The sequence below is a fragment of the Nocardia sp. AB354 genome (genome assembly GCF_049538315.1).
Lineage (GTDB): Bacteria > Actinomycetota > Actinomycetes > Mycobacteriales > Mycobacteriaceae > Nocardia > Nocardia nova.
Window position 1 is genome coordinate 43,690 of record NZ_JBMVFU010000015.1, and the last position, 20,474, is coordinate 64,163.

25 protein-coding genes and 1 pseudogene are annotated in these 20,474 nt (G+C 67.4%); 14 read left to right on the top strand and 12 right to left on the bottom strand.

Annotation, left to right across the window (positions count from 1 at the left end; all coding sequences use genetic code 11):
* The first annotated feature begins 74 nt into the window (after nt 1–74).
* A complete protein-coding gene (locus ACPCUW_RS21475) occupies nt 75–1,262 on the top strand; it encodes an AI-2E family transporter (protein WP_423426673.1) in 1,188 nt (395 codons plus the stop codon).
* 8 nt (nt 1,263–1,270) lie between these two features.
* On the opposite strand, the gene ACPCUW_RS21480 is transcribed toward ACPCUW_RS21475, so the two are convergent.
* The gene (locus ACPCUW_RS21480) at nt 1,271–2,524 is read right to left on the bottom strand and encodes a PucR family transcriptional regulator (RefSeq protein WP_423426674.1); all 1,254 of its coding nucleotides are present in this window, start codon (nt 2,522–2,524) and stop codon (nt 1,271–1,273) included.
* Between the two features lie 340 nt (nt 2,525–2,864).
* Here ACPCUW_RS21480 and ACPCUW_RS21485 point away from each other — a divergent pair, with 340 nt between their 5' ends.
* Together ACPCUW_RS21485 and ACPCUW_RS21490 are read left to right on the top strand one after the other, a co-directional pair.
* On the top strand, nt 2,865–3,476 hold the full coding sequence (locus ACPCUW_RS21485) for a dihydrofolate reductase family protein (RefSeq protein WP_104407646.1): 612 nt from the start codon (nt 2,865–2,867) through the stop codon (nt 3,474–3,476).
* Between the two features lie 53 nt (nt 3,477–3,529).
* Nucleotides 3,530–3,961 carry an Ohr family peroxiredoxin gene (locus ACPCUW_RS21490; RefSeq protein WP_423426676.1) on the top strand — a complete coding sequence of 144 codons (432 nt, stop codon included), beginning with the start codon at nt 3,530–3,532 and terminating at the stop codon, nt 3,959–3,961.
* A 59-nt stretch (nt 3,962–4,020) separates the two neighbouring features.
* On the opposite strand, the gene ACPCUW_RS21495 is transcribed toward ACPCUW_RS21490, so the two are convergent.
* A complete protein-coding gene (locus ACPCUW_RS21495) occupies nt 4,021–5,499 on the bottom strand; it encodes a flavin-containing monooxygenase (protein WP_423426678.1) in 1,479 nt (492 codons plus the stop codon).
* A gap of 488 nt (nt 5,500–5,987) precedes the next feature.
* Between ACPCUW_RS21495 and ACPCUW_RS21500 the strand changes: the two genes are divergently transcribed.
* Entirely contained in the window at nt 5,988–6,785 is a 798-nt protein-coding gene (locus ACPCUW_RS21500) for an SAM-dependent methyltransferase (RefSeq protein WP_063012068.1), read from the top strand.
* 7 nt (nt 6,786–6,792) lie between these two features.
* On the opposite strand, the gene ACPCUW_RS21505 is transcribed toward ACPCUW_RS21500, so the two are convergent.
* Both ACPCUW_RS21505 and ACPCUW_RS21510 read right to left on the bottom strand, forming a co-directional pair.
* Nucleotides 6,793–7,827, bottom strand: a complete 1,035-nt coding sequence (locus ACPCUW_RS21505; protein ID WP_423426680.1) for a Gfo/Idh/MocA family protein — start codon at nt 7,825–7,827, stop codon at nt 6,793–6,795.
* 129 nt (nt 7,828–7,956) lie between these two features.
* Nucleotides 7,957–9,693: an MFS transporter gene (locus tag ACPCUW_RS21510; RefSeq protein WP_423426681.1), complete on the bottom strand. Its 1,737-nt coding sequence runs from the start codon at nt 9,691–9,693 to the stop codon at nt 7,957–7,959.
* 102 nt (nt 9,694–9,795) lie between these two features.
* Between ACPCUW_RS21510 and ACPCUW_RS21515 the strand changes: the two genes are divergently transcribed.
* Nucleotides 9,796–10,407, top strand: a complete 612-nt coding sequence (locus ACPCUW_RS21515) for a TetR/AcrR family transcriptional regulator (RefSeq protein WP_423426682.1) — start codon at nt 9,796–9,798, stop codon at nt 10,405–10,407.
* A gap of 28 nt (nt 10,408–10,435) precedes the next feature.
* Here the strand turns inward: ACPCUW_RS21515 and ACPCUW_RS21520 are convergent, their stop codons facing one another.
* The 4 genes from ACPCUW_RS21520 to ACPCUW_RS21535 all read right to left on the bottom strand — a co-directional run bounded on the left by ACPCUW_RS21520 (nt 10,436) and on the right by ACPCUW_RS21535 (nt 12,831).
* A complete protein-coding gene (locus ACPCUW_RS21520; protein WP_423426683.1) occupies nt 10,436–11,233 on the bottom strand; it encodes an SDR family NAD(P)-dependent oxidoreductase in 798 nt (265 codons plus the stop codon).
* Nucleotides 11,234–11,573: 340 nt separating this feature from the next.
* On the bottom strand, nt 11,574–11,894 hold the full coding sequence (locus tag ACPCUW_RS21525; RefSeq protein WP_104393173.1) for a hypothetical protein: 321 nt from the start codon (nt 11,892–11,894) through the stop codon (nt 11,574–11,576).
* Nucleotides 11,891–12,163 (bottom strand): hypothetical protein, encoded by a 273-nt coding sequence (locus tag ACPCUW_RS21530; RefSeq protein WP_423426684.1) that lies wholly within the window; start codon nt 12,161–12,163, stop codon nt 11,891–11,893. Before ACPCUW_RS21530 ends, ACPCUW_RS21525 begins: the two co-directional genes overlap by 4 nt.
* 77 nt (nt 12,164–12,240) lie before the next feature.
* Nucleotides 12,241–12,831 carry a hypothetical protein gene (locus tag ACPCUW_RS21535; RefSeq protein WP_423426685.1) on the bottom strand — a complete coding sequence of 197 codons (591 nt, stop codon included), beginning with the start codon at nt 12,829–12,831 and terminating at the stop codon, nt 12,241–12,243.
* A 193-nt stretch (nt 12,832–13,024) separates the two neighbouring features.
* Here ACPCUW_RS21535 and ACPCUW_RS21540 point away from each other — a divergent pair, with 193 nt between their 5' ends.
* From ACPCUW_RS21540 to ACPCUW_RS21550, 3 genes are read left to right on the top strand one after another with little or no spacing between them, the layout of a single operon-like run.
* Nucleotides 13,025–13,906 (top strand): helix-turn-helix domain-containing protein, encoded by an 882-nt coding sequence (locus ACPCUW_RS21540; RefSeq protein ID WP_423426687.1) that lies wholly within the window; start codon nt 13,025–13,027, stop codon nt 13,904–13,906.
* On the top strand, nt 13,903–14,112 hold the full coding sequence (locus ACPCUW_RS21545; RefSeq protein WP_423426689.1) for a DUF397 domain-containing protein: 210 nt from the start codon (nt 13,903–13,905) through the stop codon (nt 14,110–14,112). The genes ACPCUW_RS21540 and ACPCUW_RS21545 overlap by 4 nt, the downstream gene beginning before the upstream one ends.
* Nucleotides 14,113–14,161: 49 nt before the next feature.
* Nucleotides 14,162–14,452, top strand: coding sequence for a DUF397 domain-containing protein (locus tag ACPCUW_RS21550; RefSeq protein WP_423426690.1), 291 nt, complete (start codon nt 14,162–14,164; stop codon nt 14,450–14,452).
* Between the two features lie 22 nt (nt 14,453–14,474).
* Here the strand turns inward: ACPCUW_RS21550 and ACPCUW_RS21555 are convergent, their stop codons facing one another.
* Together ACPCUW_RS21555 and ACPCUW_RS21560 are read right to left on the bottom strand one after the other, a co-directional pair.
* Complete coding sequence (locus tag ACPCUW_RS21555) at nt 14,475–15,014, bottom strand: hypothetical protein (protein WP_423426692.1); 540 nt, start codon at nt 15,012–15,014, stop codon at nt 14,475–14,477.
* Between the two features lie 140 nt (nt 15,015–15,154).
* Entirely contained in the window at nt 15,155–15,553 is a 399-nt protein-coding gene (locus ACPCUW_RS21560; RefSeq protein WP_423426694.1) for a PEP-utilizing enzyme, read from the bottom strand.
* Between the two features lie 83 nt (nt 15,554–15,636).
* On the opposite strand from ACPCUW_RS21560, the gene ACPCUW_RS21565 reads away from it, so the two are divergent.
* Complete coding sequence (locus ACPCUW_RS21565) at nt 15,637–16,035, top strand: DUF4870 domain-containing protein (RefSeq protein ID WP_063012049.1); 399 nt, start codon at nt 15,637–15,639, stop codon at nt 16,033–16,035.
* Between the two features lie 129 nt (nt 16,036–16,164).
* Here ACPCUW_RS21565 and ACPCUW_RS21570 read toward each other — a convergent pair whose 3' ends face one another.
* Nucleotides 16,165–16,590 carry a DUF2871 domain-containing protein gene (locus ACPCUW_RS21570; protein ID WP_064904084.1) on the bottom strand — a complete coding sequence of 142 codons (426 nt, stop codon included), beginning with the start codon at nt 16,588–16,590 and terminating at the stop codon, nt 16,165–16,167.
* 173 nt (nt 16,591–16,763) lie between these two features.
* Nucleotides 16,764–17,129, bottom strand: coding sequence for an antibiotic biosynthesis monooxygenase family protein (locus ACPCUW_RS21575; protein ID WP_082976768.1), 366 nt, complete (start codon nt 17,127–17,129; stop codon nt 16,764–16,766).
* A gap of 79 nt (nt 17,130–17,208) precedes the next feature.
* On the opposite strand from ACPCUW_RS21575, the gene ACPCUW_RS21580 reads away from it, so the two are divergent.
* The 5 genes and pseudogenes from ACPCUW_RS21580 to ACPCUW_RS21600 all read left to right on the top strand — a co-directional run bounded on the left by ACPCUW_RS21580 (nt 17,209) and on the right by ACPCUW_RS21600 (nt 20,462).
* Nucleotides 17,209–17,697 (top strand): MarR family winged helix-turn-helix transcriptional regulator, encoded by a 489-nt coding sequence (locus tag ACPCUW_RS21580; protein ID WP_064904088.1) that lies wholly within the window; start codon nt 17,209–17,211, stop codon nt 17,695–17,697.
* Between the two features lie 126 nt (nt 17,698–17,823).
* On the top strand, nt 17,824–18,141 hold the full coding sequence (locus tag ACPCUW_RS21585; protein ID WP_063012041.1) for a DUF222 domain-containing protein: 318 nt from the start codon (nt 17,824–17,826) through the stop codon (nt 18,139–18,141).
* A 260-nt stretch (nt 18,142–18,401) separates the two neighbouring features.
* Nucleotides 18,402–18,656: pseudogene (locus ACPCUW_RS21590) on the top strand (GNAT family N-acetyltransferase); the annotation flags it as partial.
* Nucleotides 18,657–18,889: 233 nt separating this feature from the next.
* Nucleotides 18,890–19,528 (top strand): sterol carrier protein domain-containing protein, encoded by a 639-nt coding sequence (locus ACPCUW_RS21595; protein WP_423426697.1) that lies wholly within the window; start codon nt 18,890–18,892, stop codon nt 19,526–19,528.
* A gap of 163 nt (nt 19,529–19,691) precedes the next feature.
* Nucleotides 19,692–20,462 carry a trans-aconitate 2-methyltransferase gene (locus ACPCUW_RS21600; RefSeq protein ID WP_423426699.1) on the top strand — a complete coding sequence of 257 codons (771 nt, stop codon included), beginning with the start codon at nt 19,692–19,694 and terminating at the stop codon, nt 20,460–20,462.
* Nucleotides 20,463–20,474 lie beyond the last annotated feature (12 nt).

The following is a 20,474-nucleotide window of genomic DNA, read 5'->3' on the forward strand; positions in this document are numbered from 1 at the left end:
CCCACCCGAGTTCGGCGCGGACCCACCGCTCCGGTCCGGCCCGAGCACGGCGCGCGGGCGCTACGCTGCCAAGAATGGGTAGTTCCGCCGATTCGGACGCCGAACGCGGCCCGCAGGGCAAGCCGTCGGTCCCGGAGCCGATCGCGGCAGCCGAACGCGCGGCCTCCGAGTCGGCCGGCGCGCAGCACCCGCACGGGCGGCCGGGCCCGCGGTTCGACCGCAATTCTCCGTTCGTGATCGGCGTGACCGGCGGCCTCGGCGTCCTCCTCGCGATCGGCATCGTGGACATGCTGGCGACCGCACGACAGGCCCTCGTGCTGGTGGGTGTGGCGCTGTTCCTGGCGATCGGGATCGAGCCGCTGGTCGCCTCGCTGAATCGGCGCCGGTTGCCGCGCTGGGCCGCCGTCGCCGTCGTATTCGGCTGTGCCACACTGCTCGTCGCCGGATTCCTGGCCGCGGCGATCACACCGCTCGTCACCCAGGGCGGCGATCTGGTCGACCACGCCTCCGACCGGCTGCACGACCTGGAGAACCAGTACCCGCTGATCCGATCGTGGTCGCAGCGTCTGCACCTGGATCAGGAACTCGAACACGGCCTCACCGACAACCCCGAGCTGCGCCACGGTCTGCTCGGCGCCGGTGAGCGCGTCTTCGGCGTCTTGGCCAGCGCTTTGATCGTGGCGGTGCTGACCATCTACTTCTCGGCGAATTTCCCGCGCATCCGGCACAGCCTGTACCGGTTCTTCCCGCAGTCGCGCCGCCCCCGCGCCATCCTGCTCGGCGACGCCATCTTCGCCAAGGTCGGTGGATACGTCCTGGGCAATCTGCTGATCTCGCTGATCACCGCGATTGCCACGTTCATCTGGCTGACCGTGTTCTCGGTGCCGTACCCGCTGATCCTCTCGGTGCTGGTGGCTTTGCTGGACCTGGTGCCGCTGATCGGCTCGACGGTCGCCGGGCTGATCATCACCGCCGTCGCGCTGACCGTCTCGCTGCCGGTCAGCATCGCCACGGCCGGATTCTTCCTCGCGATGCGGCTGCTGGAGGACTACCTGCTCGTCCCGCGCATCATGGACCGCACCGTCCGGGTGCCGGCGGTGGTCACGGTGGTGGCGATCATTCTGGGCGGCGCGCTGCTCGGCATCCTCGGCGCACTGCTGGCGATCCCGTGCGCCGCCGCGGTGCTGCTCATCGTGCAGGAGGTGGTCTACCCGCACCTGGACGCCACCACCGAGCGGCCACCGGCCGGTTCCGGCGCGTAGGGCCCGAATCAGGCGGGCCGGCGCACCGGCGTGGACGCATCGCGGTCGGCGATGCTGAGCCGGGCGATCAACGCCGAACGCAAATACCACAATCCGGTGGTGCGGGACGGATCGAAGCCGGTCAGCTGGCCGATGCGGCGCAGCCGATAATCGATGGTGTTCGGGTGGATGCACAATTGCCGCGCGGCGCGCTGCCGGTTGAGGTCGGTGTTGAAGAAGACGTGCAGCGTTTCCAGCAGCTCGGGGTGGTCGTCCAGGGGTGCCAGCCGGGCGTCGAGGATGTCGCGGCCGATGCCGGGCCGGGTGAGCTGATACTGCAGCGCGAGTTCGGCGAAGCGATGCACTCCGGGCCCGCGTCCGAGCCGGCGCACCGTGTCGAGCAGGTCGTGCGCCCGCTGCGCCGCGGCCGGGACGTCGGCCGCGGCGGCGCCCACCATCGCGGCGGTCAGCGGCACGCCGGCCAGCTCGGACAGCCTGGCGAGCAGATCGTCCAATTCCGTTTCCGTGCAGGCGGTTTCGGGGATGAGCACCGTGCCGCCGTCGACCGAGAGCATCGCCAGCGGCTGATCGCGCAGCAGCTTCGCCAGCGCGGCCTGCACCCGCCGCAGTTTTCGGCGCGCGACCACGTTCCGGTCCAGCCGCGGATGCGTTTCGTCGGGATGCGGCGGAATCCACAGGGCGAGAACGTGATACCGCTCGGCGATCCGGATCCCGCATTCGCGCGCCAGCTTCGTGGTGGCGTGCCCGCCGAGCAACGCCGAGGTGAGGGTGTGCACGGCGGTGTGGTGTTCGACGGCGTCGGCGCGGCGCTCCTGGACGTAGACCTTGCTGACGGTCGCTGTGATCAGGTCCAGCAATTCCAGCGCGGTGGCGGTGCCCCGGACGACGAGTTCGGCATCGCTGGCCTTGGCCCGGGCGAACAGCAGGTCCAGTCCGGCCTTGAATCCCTCGTGGACCGCGTGCACGACCACCTCGATCGGGATGCCGGCGCGGCACCAGCGCGCGGCCGCGGCCCGCAGCCGATCGGTGCGTTCGGGAAGATCCCCGCCGTTGACCCGGCGGATCGACCATTCCACGCAGATCCGCGCGACGGCCGACACCTCACCGGACATCACATCGGCGGGCAGGGTGGTGAACGGCGCCACGGATCCGCCGAGGTGCAGGACCAGTTCCCGGGACATGGCCTGCGCGTCCCGCATGGACAGCGAGGTGGCGCGGCCGGACATCGCGCGCTCAGCACCGACCGTGCTTGCTGTAGTCACTCTGACCTCCTTGTCACGGATCGGTGACCAGGCGATATCGACACCGCCCGATCACCGGCCGTAGGTGTTACCTGATGGAACGGTAATGCGAGCCTCCGCTCACCTTCTACTCCGTTTTGGACATTTTCGACACCCCGCCGCATAGCCTCTGACCTGCTCGAATCGGTGACTGCACGAGCAGATCTGCACATTTGGCGACAAAATATGGGGAACCGCTCACTTTTTGCCCCACTCCCGTCGCCACACTCTCGCCGCCGGAGATCGTCGCCGGCACCGATGACTTCCGCGCGCTCGCGCCGTCGGATCGTGCAACAGGGACTTATCGGATCCAGGAGACATCATGCGCACGATCACGGCCGGCTTGTTCATCGCTCTCGACGGTGTCGTCGAGAATCCGCAGGACTGGCACTTCCCCTATTACAACGAGGAGATGGGCGCGGCGGTCGATGCCCAGCTCGGCAGTGCCGACACGCTGCTGCTGGGGCGCAAGACCTACGACAGCTTCGCCGACGCCTGGCCCGAACGCGAAGCCGCGGGTGGGCCCGACGCGGAGTTCGGCCGCAAGCTGGGCGACGCCCGCAAGATCGTGGTGTCACACAGCGAGCACACCTTCACCTGGCGCAATTCCGAAGTGCTGCAGGGTGATCTGATCGCCGGGGCGACGGCACTGAAGCGGGAATCCGGCGGTGATATCGCCATCTCCGGCTCGGTCTCGGTGGTGCGGGCACTGCTCGGCGCGGGACTGCTCGACGAACTGCATCTGCTGGTGCACCCGATCGCGGTGCGGTCCGGCATGCGCCTGTTCGACGACGCCGAGGCCACTCTCCCGCTGACTCTGCTTCGCTCGACCGCCTTCCGCACCGGCGTCGTCCATCTCGTCTACGGACCCGGACACCACCTCGAGGGCGACTACGACCAGGCCAAACAACATCTGGCCCACGACGAGGACTGAGCACCGCGACCGGGTGACGTACACCGATTGCGTCACCCGACGGGCGCGACGGCGTGGCCGACATCACCTACACCGCAGTCGCGACCTCGACCGCCGAGGGCCGCAACGGCGGTCGCGCGACCTCCGACGACGGCGCACTGGACATCACCCTGGCCGTGCCGAAGGCGCTCGGCGGCGCGGGCGGTGGCAGCAATCCCGAACAGTTGTTCGCCGCGGGCTGGGCCTCATGCTTCGTCGGCGCGGTCCGGCGGGTGGCAGCGGCGAAGAAGGTGACGCCGAGGGACCTGGCTGTGGTCGCCGAGGTGACCCTGCACCACGAAACCGAGCGCGACGAGTTCCGGCTCAGCGCCGCACTGCATCTGGAAGCATCCGGGATCGACCAGCAGACCGCGGACGAGCTCGTCGCGGGCGCCCATCTGGTCTGCCCGTATTCCAAGGCCACTCGCGGCAATATCGAGGTCGAACTCGACGCCACCGTGGCCTGACCGGAAGACCGCGCGGCGCAATGGCTTTCGCGCCGGGCGGTCCTCTCGGGCGAGCAGGGTCAGGCTCCGACCGTTTCGGCGGCGGCCGTGCGGTGCACCGGTGCGAAGCTCGACGCCGGCGGACGACGCAGCATCCGGGCGTAGGTACGCACGGAGGCGGGCCAGGGGTTGGTGATCGCGCCGCTGTCGTGGGTGTACCAGCTGGGCACATCCGCCGACCACACCGTGGTGGCGAGCGCGTCGGCCAGCCATGCTCGATACGCCGCCATCGCGTCGGCCCGCACCTCGATCGCCGCCGCACCGATCTCGTCGCGCCAGCGCAGGCAGCGCATGATGTAGGCGATCTGATGCTCCTTCATCGCCGGATTGCTGCCCGCCGGAGTGAACGAGTTGGGTCCGGCGATGAGGAAGGCATTGGGAAACCCCGGCACCGCCAGGCCCATGAAAGCGTCAGCGCCCGAACGCCATCGGTCCTGCAGAGACTGTCCACCACGCCCGCGCACGGTGATCGGGGCCAGGAATTCGGCGGCGCGGAATCCTGTCGCGTAGACGATGACATCGGCGTCGTAGCGTCCGCCGTCGGCGGTCACGACGCCGTCGCGGGTGATGCGGGCGATCGCCGAGGTGGTCAGTTGCACGTTGTCGCGACCCAGCGTGCGATAGAAGTGGCTGTCGAAGACGATGCGTTTGGCGCCGATCGGATAGTCCGGGGTGAGCCGTCCCCGTAGCACCGGATCGGCGACGGTGCGCCGAAGGTACTGCCGCGCAATCCATTCCGCGGGCCGGGCGGGCCAGCGGCGGTGCATGATCGGCGCCAGCAGCGAGTCGGCGGCCTGGTGCAGACCCCAGCGGTAGGCGCGCTGCGCCCCGGGCAGCCGCAGCGCCGCTCGCGTCGCCGGGCCGAATTCGGCGGCCGGTTTGGGAAGGATCCACTGCGGAGTGCGCTGGAATATCCGCACGGAGTCGGCCGTGTCGGCCAACGTCGGAAGGCATTGTGCCGCACTCGATCCGGTGCCGATCAGGGCGATCCGCTGCCCGCGCAGCTCGGCCGCATGATCCCAGTCGGCGGTGTGGAACGACGCGCCGCCGAATTCGTCGCGGCCCGGGATCTCCGGAATGTTCGGCCGATGCAGCTGACCGACGGCGAAGACCACGACATCGGCGGTGAACCGAAGCCCGTTCGCGGCCCGCAGTTCCCAGCACGAACCCGATTCCGAGTAGGTCGCCTCGGTGACGGCGGTGTCGGTGTACAGATGACCGGGTAGCCCTTCCGCGCCGGCGACGGCCCGCAGATATTCCAAGGTCCGGCGGCGCCCCGGGAATCGGATGCCGGTACTGCGGTACGGCGCGAACGAGAACGAATACAGATGCGCCGGTACATCACAGCTACATCCCGGATAGGTGTTGTCTCGCCACACGCCCCCCAATTCGGGCGATTCCTCCAGGATGACGAAATCGTCCATCCCCGCGCGCCGCAGCGCCGCTCCCATGCCGATCCCCCCGAATCCGGACCCGACGACGACCACTGTGCTGTGCAAGCCCTCTACCACCTCCGTGTGAGACGAGATACTCAGTAACCGATCGGCAACCTTACGTGCCGAGGGGCTGAATACCTAAATGCCCGATCGCACCGATGGAATGGCAGCCACCGAACTCGAGTGTCGATATGGACAACGTTCCAGATTGGACGCTTGATTAGTGTTGCGACGCGCCAGGCTTCCACCTATCCGAAGGCGGGTGTCAGACATACTCCCCGACAGCCGCGACCGCCAAACCGAGCCGACTAGCACATTCTTGGCTAATTTACTGTCGCTGTCGAGTTCTCCGCGAACGACGTTGCCGCACACGAGCCGTCGCACATGGTCGCTCGCGCCGCACACGCGCTCCCCCACTCCCGGTCCGAATATCTCGGCCCTGCAACATATTCCGGCACAACCGTTGCGCGGAGGTTTATAATCGCGTGGTTCGCACCGACGAGATGCCGCGCGGTTCGGCGGCGCCCACACCTACGGGGAGCTCAGCACATATGGCCATCGACGATCCGGCGCAGATCCGCACCGATATTCCGCACTCGGCGCGCATCTGGAATTTCTGGATGGGCGGCAAGGACAACTACGAGGTCGATCGCGCCGTCGGTGAGGCGAGTCTGCAGATCGATCCGGATATCGCGACCATGGCGGTGCAGTCGCGGCAATTCCTGATCCGGGCGGTGCGCCATCTGGCCGGCGAGGCCGGAATCCGGCAATTCCTCGATATCGGTACCGGTTTGCCGACGATGCAGAACACCCACGAGGTGGCCCAGAGCGTCGCGCCCGATGCCAAGGTGGTCTACGTCGACCACGATCCGCTGGTTCTCGCGCACGCTCGCGCGCTGCTGACCAGCACCACTCCGGAGGGTGTGACGACCTACGTCAACGCCGACTTCCACGAGCCGGAGAAGATCATCGCCGAGGCGCACGCCATCCTGAATCTGCAGGAGCCGGTGGTCGTCATGTTCATGGGCGTGCTCGGTCACGCCCGCAGTTACGAGGACATGCTGCGCATCGTTCGCACGGTGCTGGCGGCGGTGCCGTCCGGTAGCTATCTGGTGCTCTGGGACGGCACCGACGACAGCCAACCGTATGTCGACCTGTGCGCCGAATACGCGAAAACCGGTGGCACGCCGTATTATCCGCGCACGCGCGCCGAAATCGCCGCGGCCTTCGACGGACTCGAGCTCGTCGATCCCGGCTTCACCTGCATCACGCAGTGGCAGCCCGACTCCCGTGAGGTCGGCCGCGCCGCCGACATCGCCGCCTACGGCGGTGTCGCCCGCAAACCCTGACGGGCGTTCATCGAGCCGCCACCGCGCGCGCCCGCTCGATGACGCGCAGGGCCGCCACGGCATCGGCGGGGTCGACCGGTGGTTCGCCGCCGTCCAGCAGGGCGGCGGCGACCCCGGCGTAGAAATCCGGATAGGCGCCGGGTTCGCTGGGGGTCAGGCGCAGATCGCCTTCGGCACCGAGCTGACCCCAGTCGACGGGATCGACACTCCCCCACGACTGTCCGTCGCCGGGACGCCGACCGGCTCGCAGTGCCGCCTCCTGCGGATCCAGTCCGTAACACACATACCCGGCCTCGGAGCCGAGCACCCGCAAGCGCGGGCCCAGCTGTGGCGCAACAGCACTCATCCAGAGATGCGACCGCACACCCGAGGCATGGGTGAGCGCCACGAAGGCATCGTCGTCGGCCAGCACACCGGGACGGCGGGCGTCGAGCTCACAGTAGACGTCCTCGACCGGGCCGAACAGGTCGAGCGCTTGGTCGATCAGGTGACTGCCGAGGTCGTAGAGGATGCCGGCGCCTTCGTCGGCGCCACCGACCTCTCGCCACCCGCCCTTGGTGTGCGGGCGCCAGCGTTCGAAGCGGGATTCGAAGCGGCGCACCTCACCCAGCGCGCCGTCGGTCATCAGCCGGCGCACCGTGCGAAAGTCGCTGTCCCAGCGCCGATTCTGAAAGACCGTCAGCATGACGGGGGCCCGTCGAGCGGCCTCGATCATCGCCTCGCCCTCGACGGCGGTCAGGGCGAAGGGTTTGTCGACCACCACCGGCAGCCCGGCCGCCACGGCCCGCAGCGTCAGTGGTCCGTGGGTGCGGTTGGGGCTCGCGATCACCACCAGATCGATATCCGTTGCGGCGCCGAACAACTCGTCGACTGTTGCGAATACCCGTACGCCGGGGTGGTCGGCGCGCGCCTGGTCGGCTCGTTCCGGCGAGGAGGTCACCACCGCGGCCATCCGGAGCCGAGGGTCGGCGGCGATCAGTGGAGCGTGAAAGACCGCTCCGGACAATCCGTATCCGATCACCGCCACATTCACCTGCGCCATCGCCGCTCCTCGATTCGACTTCCGCTTGCGGGCCGACCATCACACCCGCGGGTGACCGGTGCCCGGCCCGCGACCATCACAACACGGCCGCGTACTGCGGCGCGGGGACGACGGGCCCGACACTCCGACTCACCGCTTCCCGACTCCGGCAGCCGATTCGGAGTCGGCGGAGTCGGACCCGACAGATCCCGACCCGGCAGAGTCGTCCCCGCCAGAGTCGGATGCCGCAAATCCGGCACCAGCAGATCCCGACCCGGCAGATCCCACCCTGGCAGAGTCGGATCTGACAGATCCGGCATCGACAGGTCCCTTCCCGGCCGCGTCGGCACCGGCAGATTCAGCACCCGGCGATTCGGCACCGGATCGTGCTCTGGAGGGCGCCCACACTGCGAGGATCGCCGCGACTACCAGAGTCACCACCCCGAGCACGAGGGTGGCCTGGTGCAACCCGTGCGCGAATGCGGATTTCGCTTGGTCCGCAAGCGGTTTCGCCTGCGGGCCGATGCGTTCGCTCACGGCCAGCGCGCCCGCGAGCGAGCCGGTGACGGGCCCGCGGATCGGTTCGGGAATCCGGTCGGCGATCTCGGCGATGCGGTGGCTGTAACCGGCCGCCAGCACGCTGCCGGCCAGGGCGATCCCCAGCGCGGCGCCCATCTCGCGAGCGGCGTCGTTCACCGCGGCCGCCACTCCCTGTTTGTCCGCCGGCGCCCCGTCCACGATCGCCGCGGTGGCCGGCGCCGCGGCCAGGCCGAGGCCGGTGCTCATGATCAGCAGCGGCCACAGCACATCCACGAACGTGCTCGCGGCCGTCAACCGCGACAGGCACAACAGGCCGATTCCGACGACGACCAGACCGACCGTGGTGGGCAGCCGCAGTCCGAACCGCTGCGCCAGCCACGGCGCGATCACCGACAGGGCCACCATCGGCACGATCATCGGCGCCATCGCGACCGCCGACAGCAGCGGCGAATAGCCCAGGATCAATTGGAAGAACTGCACGATCACCATGAACAGCCCGAACGAAACCAGGAACTGCACCGCCACCGACAGCGTCCCGGCGCCGAAACCCCGCCCGGCGAACAGCCGCACATCCAGAAGCGGTTGCTGGGCACGCAATTCGATCACCGCGAAGGCCGCGCCGACCGCCAGCCCGGCGACCACAGCGCCCAGCACCAGCGGATCGGTCCAGCCGCGTTGCGGGGCCTCGAGCGCCGCGATCACGATCAGGCCCACCGCGCCCGCCCCGCTCACCGCTCCCCAGGGATCGAAGCGCGCGCGCTCGCCGTCCTGCGATTCGGGAACGGTGCACGCCGCGACCGCCAGAATCGCACCCGAAATCGCCATCGCGAGCGTGATCGACAGCCACGACCAGCGCCACAGCAGCACTCCGGAACCCAGGATGCCGATGACCGCGCCGCCGCCGACCGTGCCCGCCCAGATGCCGACCGCGACATTGCGGCGATCCGTTTCCACCCCGGAGGTGAGCAGCGACAGCGTCGACGGCATCACCAGTGCCGCACCCACTCCGGCGATCGCTCGCGAGCCGATCAGCCATTCCGGGCCGTGGACCACCAGCGGGATCGCGGAGGCGATCGCGAACACCGCCAGCCCGATGATCATGACGATGCGGCGGCCGTAGCGGTCGCCCAGAGCGCCGGCCGGCAGTACCAGACATGCCAGCGCCAGCGTGTAACCGTCGATGATCCAGGTCAATTGGGACTGCGTGGCACCGGTCGCCGAGGCGATCTGCGGCAGGGCGGTGTAGAGCGCGGCCATCGACGCGACGACCAGCGCGACGGCCAGGCAGGACACCACGATCACCCATCGGGTGCGCCCGGGAACGAGCTCGGTCTTGGTTGCGTTCATCGCGCCTCCCGAGAAACGATACTTTCAGTTTCGCTATGCTACTCGCAGTATCGTTTCTGTCCCGTGCGGCCGTCGATCTTGCCGAGGAGGAATCCTGAGACCATGACATCGACTGCCGGGACGGGATCCGAGGACGATCCGCGCAAGGCGCGCTCGCGTCGCCGCCTCCTGACCGCCGCGGCCGAGCTGTTGCGCGACGGCGGACTCGACGCGGTCACCATCGACGCGGTGACGCGGCGTTCGGGCGTCGCGCGCACCACGCTGTACCGGCATTTCGACACGGTGGCACAGTTGCGTACCGCGACGCTGGAAGAGCTGATGCCGCCGGTGGTCGAGATCCCGGACGCGGGTCCCCTGCGCGAGCGGCTGATCGAACTGCTCACCCGGCAGGCCGCGGCGATCAACGACGTCCCGCTGCATCTGACCACGCTGGCGTGGCTGGCGACCGGGGACGCGCAGGCGCACGGCGAGGGCGTGCGGGCAGGTTCGCTGCGCACTCATCTGATCGACACCTATCGCCGCCCGTTCGACGAACTGTTCGACGACCCGCGGGCACGCGCACTGCTCGGCGACCGGGAGCTCACGGCGGTGCTGGCGCAGCTCGTCGGGCCGATCGTCTTCGTGCGGCTCACCGGCATCGGCCGCGCCGGACGCGACGACTGTGCCCGCATCGTCGACGATTTCCTCGCCGCGTGCGAGCGCGATCGCGACTGAAAAGATCTGCGTGCGAGGCGGTTTCGCGTCAGTAATACACGGGTCCCGGCACGCCGCCGCCGGCCGCGACGGCATCGCCGGTGATCGCGATGCTGCGCGGCGAGGCCAGGAAGGTGACGACGTCGGCGACCTCGCGGGCGTCGATCACCCGGCGGATCGAGTTGGCGGCCAGACCGGCCTCCAATTCTTCGACAGTGGCACCGGATTCAGCGGCCTGGGCGGCCAGGCGTGCGGTGAGTCGTTCGGTCCGGGTGAGCCCCGGGTGCACGACCGTCACGTTGATCCCGTGGGGGCCGAGTTCGTCCGCGAGATTCTTCGTCAGGGCGGAAACGCCGACGTTGCGCACCGTCTGGGCGATCGAATTCGCTTGCCGCGCACCGAGTCCACTGATGTTGACGATTCGCCCCCAGCCCTGCGCGATCAGATGCGGCGCGACGGCGCGGGCGGTGCGCAGATAGCCGAGCACCTTGATCTCGACCTCACGGCGCACGATGTCGTCGCTGGTGGCGTTCAGATCCGCGGGCGAGCCGGCACTCCACGGCGTGGCCGCGGCATTGACCAGGATGTCGACCCCACCCAGCTCCGCCACGGTGCGCTCGACCAGTGCCCGCACCTGTTCGTCGTTGCCGGTGTCGGTGGGCACCGCCACGATCCTCCGTCTGCTCTCCCGGGCGAGTGCCTGCGCGGCCGCCGCGAGCGGTTCGGCGGATCGGGCGGCGAGCACCACGTCCACGCCCTCGGCCGCGAGTCCGCGCGCGACGGCCAGCCCGATCCCCTTACTGCCGCCGGTGACGATGGCCCGCTTACCGCTCAGCTGCAAATCCATGGGAGCGACGGTAACAACGCCTGCCGTGCGCGTCGCGGATCCGGATCGGAGTGAATGGAATCCGGGCACCGCCATCGAATCGATCGTCCATCTGCGCGCGGTGGAGGTGGTCAGCAGATCGCGCAGCGCACCGCGCCCGTCTCGCAGGTCACCGTGTAGCTGCGCTCGGCCGGACCGCGCCCGTTAGGCTGAACAGATCGTGCAAACCCCGCCGTTTTTGGCGGTTTTCGCGCATTTCCGTGGAGGTTTGCACGGAAAATTCGGGGTGTGCGGACTGTGGGCCCGCGATCACCGACGTCGCCGCCTACCACAGGCACGTCATCACAGCGGCCTTTCCGGACTACCAATCCGGCTGGTAGCCCCAGTGCCACGTGTCTGCGGGCTCCACCGTGACCAACGCGGCGAATCCGCACACCGATCTCGGGCTACCCCCGACATGCTCCAAGTCGTGAATGATCACCGCGACAGCGTCGACCCGGCGCAACGCGGGTAGCAGATCAGGTACCGGCACGTCGGCGACGATGTCCATCAGGCGATATCCCGCTTCGACCGCGCGCCGGAGAATTGCAGCTTCGATCTCGGTTCGCCGATCGCCCGCTGGATCCGAGCGAACGTATCCGATTGCCTTGGGCCACTTCGTCTTGTCCGGCTCCGCGCTCATCCGAGGTACCGCATCATGGGTGCAGACTCCGAATCGCGGTGGCCCGGTATCCATTCCGTCCACATCTGGTGCGCGACGCGATCCCAGACGGCGGCCCAGCGGCACGACGTTTGTTCCCGTGCCGCCGCGAGATCGGTGCCCGGCGCGAACTCGATCACGTCGCCGGTGGCCATGTCGCGCGCCTGCCTGATCTCGATATGACGGTAGTTCTGCATCGTCCACACCGCTTCCAGGCCGTTCACCTCGGTGCATCTGGTCCTGTCGTCCATCACCGGCTACCTGTCCCGCATGTCGGCGACCAGCCCGTCCAGCACGCTGAGTAGCGTGCCGAGGTCCGCGCCCGTCGTCACCGGCAGTTCACTACCGATCGGGTCGAGCCGGATACCGCGCGCCGCCGCACGCTCGCGCAGCGTGTGAACCGGGGAACGATCTTCCCAGCCTGCACGAGGAACCCGAACGCGGCGGCTTTGCGAGGACACCGATGGGCGCTACACCCCTTGTGCTGCTGCATGATTCGCTGGGCGATCGATTCGGTGAGCGGGTGCGGTGGCCCGGCATGCTCCGGCGCGATCGGGCTGCGCGCCCACGTCTCCGGCGGGCACACCGTTTCCAGATCACACCAATCGCACATGCGCGCCGGACTGTGATCGACGGTGCTCGAGTCGTAGACCACGACCGCGGCAGCGTCGACACCGAGGGCGATCGCCAGACCGTAACCGACGGGGTCCAGACAATCCTCCGGTGGCCGCACGGTGTAGACGTAGTCATACCCCAGCCGCACGGCATGGCGTTCGATCGCGAGCGCATGCCGCGACGTGTCCGCACCGGACACGCTTGGTCGTATTATTCCGATAGCTTTGGGGCGCTGATTATTTCGTCGATCTCCATGGGTGTCCGGCTGCGTGTCCGACGGTTCGAGCATGGGAAATTTCGACATGTTCGGCTTCCGAAGACGGGGATGTGGTTGAGGTGCTTACGGATTGCGAGGTCGGCCACCCTCCCGCTCGGCACACACCGAGTACACCACCGTTCGCCGCGAAAGTGGAGACATAACAGAACAATTGAGGTCAGATAGAATCCTTCCAGATCAACTGGAAGGCTCCGCAGCTTCACTGACGAAAGTGATCGCGATGGCAGAACACACGACCACACTCCCGCGACGGTTGCTGGCCCGGCGACTGACCGAGCTGCGCCAACATGCGAACCTGACCAGAGACAAGGCGGCGAAACTCGCCGAGATGAGCTCACAAACGCTGTGGCGCTTGGAAAATGGCCAAATAGGCCAGGTCAAGAAGATGGTCATCCGGGCGCTGTGCGATACCTATGACGCCAGCGACGAGGATCGGCGCGCGCTGCTGTGGCTGGCCGAGGAAGCCCGCAAGACGGGGTGGTGGCAGTCGTACAGCGACGCGATTTTCGCGAATGTGGACTTGTTCATCGGGCTCGAACAAGGCGCGCGGCGCATCACATCGTTTCAGCCCAGCCTTCTGCCGGGTTTGGTGCAGACTGCCGACTACCGGCGTGCCGTGTCGCGGGCATACGTTCCCCGCCTGACCGATGACGAGATCGACCGCCATGTCGAACTACTCACCAAACGCCAAGAGCGCCTTCACGAATCGCGTGAGCAGTTCAGCTTCCACGCCACCCTCAGCGAAGCAGCGCTACGGCACCGCGTTGGAGGCACCGCGGTCATGGCCGCCCAGTTGCAGCACGTTGTCCAACTCAGCAAACTCCCGAATGTCTCGGTCAGAATCATCCCGTTGGCAGTCGGCGCTCACATCGGACTCGACACGGGGCCGTTCGTACTTCTGGAATTCCCTCAACACGTGAACCCCACCCTCACAGAGCCGCCCGTGATCTACATCGAGGGCTACACTGGGGCGCTGTACCTGGACAAACCCGACGAGATCGAGCAGTACCGCACAGCTCTGTCAGCTATCGAACGCGCTGCACTCAATCAGTCCGAGTCCAGGGCGTTGCTGATGAAGATTGCGGAGGAGTACGAAGAGTGAGCGCCGACCTATCCACTGCCAAGTGGTTCAAGAGCAGCCGCAGCGGAGCCGGTAAGGATTGCGTCGAGGTTGCACATCTCGCCGAAGGCAGGGTCGGAGTGCGCGATTCCAAAAACCCCACTGGTCCAGCTCTCATCTTCACCCCCGCCGAATGGGATGCTTTCACCACTGGCGTACAGGACGGCCGATTCGAAGCCCCCGCATAGCAGCCGGAATGGCCGAGGCCAGCAATCCGGAGCCAGAGGAGTAGAGGGCATGAACGGCCACCTGTCCACTGCCCAGTGGTACAAGAGCCGGCGAAGCCACGGCAAAGATACATGCGTCGAGGTTGCACACCTCGCCGAAGGCACTGTCGGAGTGCGCGACTCGAAAAACCCCACCGGCCCAGCGCTTCTCTTCACCCCGGCGAATGGGACGCCTTCACCACCGGCATTCAGGACGGCAAGTTCGAGCGACCGGCGTAGCAGCACGGAGTTCGAGCAGCCGCTCACCGAGTACGGCACAGGACAACCGGTCACCCGCTCCTGGATCGCGTTCGACCACTGATCGAGGCTTCGGACGTAATCGTTCAGGAGGGCAGTGCCCTGTCGATTCCGAGGGTGGCAATCAGATCTTCGTGCAGTTCGAACCACACTCGGTGGGCCGAGTCGTGTTCGGTTCCGGTGACCATCTCGGGATTATCGGCGGCCAGAGACAGGGCCGCGGCGAAGCGAGTGTCGTAACCGGCGAACCGGGCAAGCCGTTCGGTGAGAGTATTCGTCAGCGGAGCCAATTCCATTGCGAGGCTTTCCAGTTCGGCAAGGATCGGCCTGTCCCGCTGTGCGTCCTGGTGGTCGTTGTCCTGCATGCTGCCATCGGGAAGGATGGTCAGTTGCCAGGCGGTGCACGCCTGCACCAACCGTGCGTTGAGCGGGAGAAACATGCGATAGACGTCTTCGACCAACGCTTTCGCCCCACACTCGGAAAGCTCCTCGGCGAGTTGCCGCTCGTTCTGCGCACGTCCGCTCTCGGTGAGCGACCACCCTGCGTCCGTCCCGAAACGGAAGCGGCTGATCCAGCCGCGCTCCCGGAAGTCCCGCATGTGCGACTCGGTGAGGTCGACAGGCATTCGATATCGGTCGGCCGCCGCGTGCGTATCAACGAACCCGCCGAGGCGAATTGCGTGCAACGCGAGCAGCGAACTGCGTGAAACGTGCGTCATCGCGGACTTCCCTTTCGTATCGAGTAGCCATGCCTGGTGAAGCGACGTCAATGGTGGGTCGAGCGAACGGCATGAACGTGCCCCTTGGTTCCATCGACCGAGATGTTCCGATGATTCGCCAGGGTCTCCATCGCTCCCTCGGCCGCCACCACGGCTGGAATCCCGAACTCGCGGGCGACGATTGCCGCATGGGACAGAATTCCCCCGGTTTCGGTCACCACCGCGGCGGCAACACCGAAAAGCGCTGTCCACGACGGATCTGTCACGCGACAGACGATGACATCGCCCGGCTCCACCGCGTCGAAGTCGTCGACACCGCGCACCAGCCGGACCGGGCCGGCGACAACACCACGACTGGCCGCAACGCCGGTGAGAATGGGCGCTTCCGGCATCTGGTTTCTCCTGTCCACCGCGATTCGACTCGTCAAACATAGGTTGACGCTCACGCGCCCGTCAACTATCGGTTGACGGCAGGGTCCGCGGGGAAAGTTGGGATCGGTAGGAGGCGCGCGCGGCGTCTACTCACCCCATGACATTTTCTCAACCTCCCGCGAACCAACCGCAGTCCGCCGGCCTGGACAAGAAGACCAGCGCGATCCTGTCGTACGCGCTGGGCTGGCTCACCGGAATCATCTTCCTCTTCATCGGAAGGCACGATCCCGATGTGAAATTCCATGCCTCGCAATCGATCGTCTTCTTCGGGGCGGTGTCGGTGCTGAATATCGTCCTGAGCATCCTCGGCTCGCTCCTCGGAGCCCTGGGCATCCTCTTCAGCCTCGCCGGACTCGTCGTCGCGGTCTTCACGGTCGTCGTCTGGATCATGGCCATGGTCCAGGCGAACAACACCGGCGGTGTCCGCGCAGCGCTGCCCATCGTCGGACGATTCACCGCCCCTTACGCCGACCGGTTGGCCAACTCGATCAAGTAGCGGCGAAGTCGCCCCCGCATGACAGCCACATGCGACAGCCCGAAGACCAACGGCCCGAGACCATCTCGGGCCGTTGGCGTCCGCGGAACAGTCCGGGCATCCGCCCCGGAGGTCACCGATTCGGCCGGGTCAGGCGGGTACCACCTCCTCGCGGCGGGTCGTGATGGCCTGGTGCACGGCGACGAAGAACAGCACGAATCCGATGGTCAGCAGGACGTGACCGACGCCGGCCAGCTCCGCCAGTGGCATGGATTCGCCGTACCCGAGGACGGTCCGGGAACCGATGATCGTCATGCAGGCCACGGTCCAGAGGACAGCGATGTTGTAGACCGCGAAGAACCAGCGATAGGCGCGGGTGTTCGACAGGGCGAGTTGATGTTCGAGCACCAGGACGATCAGGAAGAACAGCGTTCCCAACGCCAGCAGGTGCGTGTGGACCACGGCGAGTTCGGTCTTTCCGGTGAACTGATGAGCCTTGGTGAGTTCGCGATAGACCAGGCCCGACGGCAGTCCCAATGCGGTGTAGCCGACGGCGGCCCAGTAGAGCTGTTTCATCGAGTCCTCGTTCGCGAAATATTGTGCGGTCGTTCGAAGGTGGAGTGGTCAGGCCGACAGCTGTGCGGTGGGCGCTGGGTGTCGGCCTGCTGGGCCTGGGTGCCTTGCGGTGTGACATGGTTGTTCTCCTGGGACACCCAGGCGGTGAACCGTTGTCCGACAAGCCATCCGGCCTACCGGGACAGCACGTCACCAGGTCCCAATTCGACGGTGAGATGGAAGATCATCGGCCGTGCGGTGAGGTCGAGATCGTTCTGGATCCGCAGCGTCAATTCACGCCATTCCGCAGTGCCCAGTGCGTTACGCAAGGCGGTGCCGCTGTCCCAATCCCCGACGTTGACGAAGATCACCTCGGCCGCCGCGCCGGCCGCCTGGAACATCCGGGTTCGGCGGAAACCGGCGGCGGCAGCCATGTACTGGGCGCTGTCACGCCAGCGTTGCAGGAACAGGTCCCGCTGCGCCGCGGGGACCGACATCGTGTTGATCACTGTGACCGGCGCGTCGGTGTCAGGGACGAAGGGAGCGCTGGGATTTGTCATATTGTCACATTAAGTGACAATCACATTTTTTGTCAATATGCTTAGATGGCAATAATGTTGGATTGCTAGTGTGGTTGTCATGACGAACCGGCCGCTGGACTCACGCGCGGCATTCCTGTTGTCGCAGATCGGTTTTCACGTGTCGTACCAGCTCACCGAGCAGCTGGCGCGATTGGATCTCGACCCGGCCCACTTCGCAGTCCTCACCCAACTGGCCGTTGCGGATGGCCGCAGCCAGCAAGAACTCGCGGATCTGCTGCGGGTCCACCGCAACGCGATGGTGGGACTGGTCGACGAGCTCGAGGAACGCGCACTGGTGACCCGGCAGCCGCATCCGGCCGACCGGCGCGCGCACGCGGTCCACCTCACCGACAATGCCCGCGAGGTACTCGAGTCGATGCAATCCGAGGCCGACGCACTGGAATCGGAAGTTCTCGCACCGCTCGACGAGAGCGAGCGAGCTCAGCTCCTTCCGCTCCTTCAACGCATCGCCGCCCACGCCGGTCTTCCTCCCGGCGTACACCCCGGCCTCCAGCGACGGCGCCGCGCACGTCGAGCACCGCGGTGAACTCGGCCACCGACTTCCCAGCTCGATGAGCCCGGAACGCAAACCACGCGACGCTGCCGCAAAGTTCGACGCGCTGACCGAACCGAGTATCGAACAAACGTTCGAGCATGCGCTACGCTAGCCGGCGTGAACACACATTCGACTGCATTGGCACCGAATGCTCCGGCACAGAGCTGGTCGGACCTGGCCGATGTCGACTTGCTGCGCACCCTCGTCGAAACCGAACGCCGCCGGCGTCGATTGGGTGCGGCCATGGTCGCGGCCGTCGCCGAGGCCGAGCGCCGCGGCCTCGCCGCCGACACCGGCTACCGGGACACAGCGGAGCTCTTGAGCGATCTACTGCGGATCAGCGCCTCCGAGGCGCGTCGGCGCATCGAATACGCCGCCCCGCGAGCCCGTTCCCGCGCCAGAAAGGCATGGCGGGCGATGGCAGCGGCAGGCTGAGGCCGGGCACGGTTCGGGACCGCGGAATTCATCGCCGGACAGCTGCGACGCGGCGGTGCCGCCAGAACATCTGGCCGCCCTGCCGGTCCGCATCGCGCTGATTCGCGGCCGCGGCCCGCTAGCGTGGTCGAGAAGCGCGGCCCATGAAGTGCCCGGCACGTCCTCGGAGGTGATGAATGACCAGCGGCCCAGCCGTCGAACTCGTGACGCTGACCGACGCCGATGAGGTACGTGCGGCGGGAGAGATCTTCCGTACCGCGATGGTCGGGCTGCCGCCGCTGCCGGACGGCGCCGGCGGACTGGTCGAGCCGGGGCGCACGCTCGGTGCGCGCCTGGACGGGCAGCTCGTCGGGGCCGTCGACTCCTACACCAGTTGGCTGGCGGTGCCCGGCGGACAACGTCTTCCGCACGCCGCCGTCACACATGTCGGCGTGCTGCCGACCCACACGCGCCGGGGTGTGGTGAGCGCGCTGCTGCGGCGTCAGCTCGCCGATATCGCCGAGCGCGGTGAAGTGGTCGCGAGTCTGCGCGCCACCCAGGGCGGCATCTACGAGCGGTTCGGCTACGGCGTGGCCGGCTCGTACGCGACGCTCGAGGTGGATCGGCGACAGGCCCGGTTGCGTGACACCGTGGCCCAGGGCGGGCAGGTGCGCTACCTCGATCCAGAGAACCGGTGCGAGGCGCTGGCGAAAATCTATGCGGCCGCCGACATTTCGTGGAACGGCGCGATCGACCGGCCGCCGTATTGGTGGCGTTTCCAGGAGTTGATCGCAGGCAACGCCGGCTGGACGGTGGTGCACGGCGACCCCGGCGCCGAGGAGACGGATTCCTGCGCTACCGCCCCTCGGACAGCACCGGCTGGCCGCGCAATCCGCAGCGCACCATCGTCGTCGACGACTGGGTGGCCACCACGCCCGCGGCCTATCGCGGACTGCTGCGGCATCTGCTGACCCACGACATCGTGGACCGGATCATGGTGACCTTCGCGCCGGTGGACAGCCCGCTGCGGCATCTGTTCACCGATGAGCGCGTGGTCACCGTCGCCGGCGTGCACGACGAGACCTGGCTGCGGCTCGTCGATGTCCCCGCGGCGCTGGAACGCCGCAGCTACCGCGAGGCACCGGCGGTGGTCCTCGCGGTGACCGACGACATCCTGCCCGCCAACACCGGCTCCTACCGGATCACCGCCGACGCCGTCACCCGCGTCGACGCCCCCGCCGATCTCACCACCGACGTGGCCGCCCTCGCCGCGGCATACCTCGGCGGATCCACCTGGCAGCACCTGGCCCTGGCCGGCCGGATCGGCGAAAACCGCAGCGGCGCAATCGAAGACGCCGACAACCTGTTCACCACAACCTCCGCCCCGTTCGCCGGCACCTACTTCTGACCGGCGAGACGACCCACATCGGCGCCGGGCCCGCGCGGACGGGCCGCGGCCTCGCCGCCCAGTTGATCGCCCAGTCACTGCCACGATGATCGCGAGCCGAATCCGCCCCCCGGCATTAATATGACGCTCGTACGGTTTAGCATCTTCGGCGAGGGAGCAGCTCATGTGGGATCCCGAGAAGTACCGCAGTTTCGGCGACCACCGCTCGCGGCCGTTCTTCGAACTGATCGCGCGCATCGACGCCGAGAATCCACGCCGGGTGGTCGACCTGGGGTGCGGGCCCGGGCAGCTGACCGGCGTGCTCGCTCAGCGGTGGCCGAAGGCGCGGATCGACGCGTTCGATTCCTCGCCCGAAATGGTCGCGGCCGCACGGGAATCCGGTATCGACGCCGAAGTGCGCTCCGCCGAGGAGTGGCAGCCCGCACCCGATACCGACGTCGTGGTGACCAACGCGGTGCTGCAGTGGGTGCCGACGCATACCGAGCTGCTGCCGCGATGGGTGGCGGCGCTGCCGGCCGGGGCCTGGCTGGCATTGCAGGTGCCGGGCAACTTCGACGCGCCCTCCCATGTCGCCATCCGCGAACTCGCCGCTCGCGACGAGTGGCGGCCACGCCTGGAATCCAGCGGCATCCTGCAACCCCGCGACGTCCTCGATCCGAGCGGCTACGCCGCGGCGCTCACCGCCGCGGGATGCGCCGTCGACGCCTGGGAGACCACCTATCTGCAGCGGCTGACCGGCACGGATCCGGTCCTCGAGTGGGTGACCGGGACCGCCCTGCGACCGGTGCGCGGCGCCCTCGACGACGAGGAGTGGGCGCGCTTCACCGCCCAGCTCGCCCCACTTCTGCGCGCGGCCTACCCCCAGCGCGCCGACGAGACGACGTGGTTGCCGTTCCGGCGAATCTTCGCCGTGGCGCACAAATCCGGCGATTAGCTGTCGAGCACC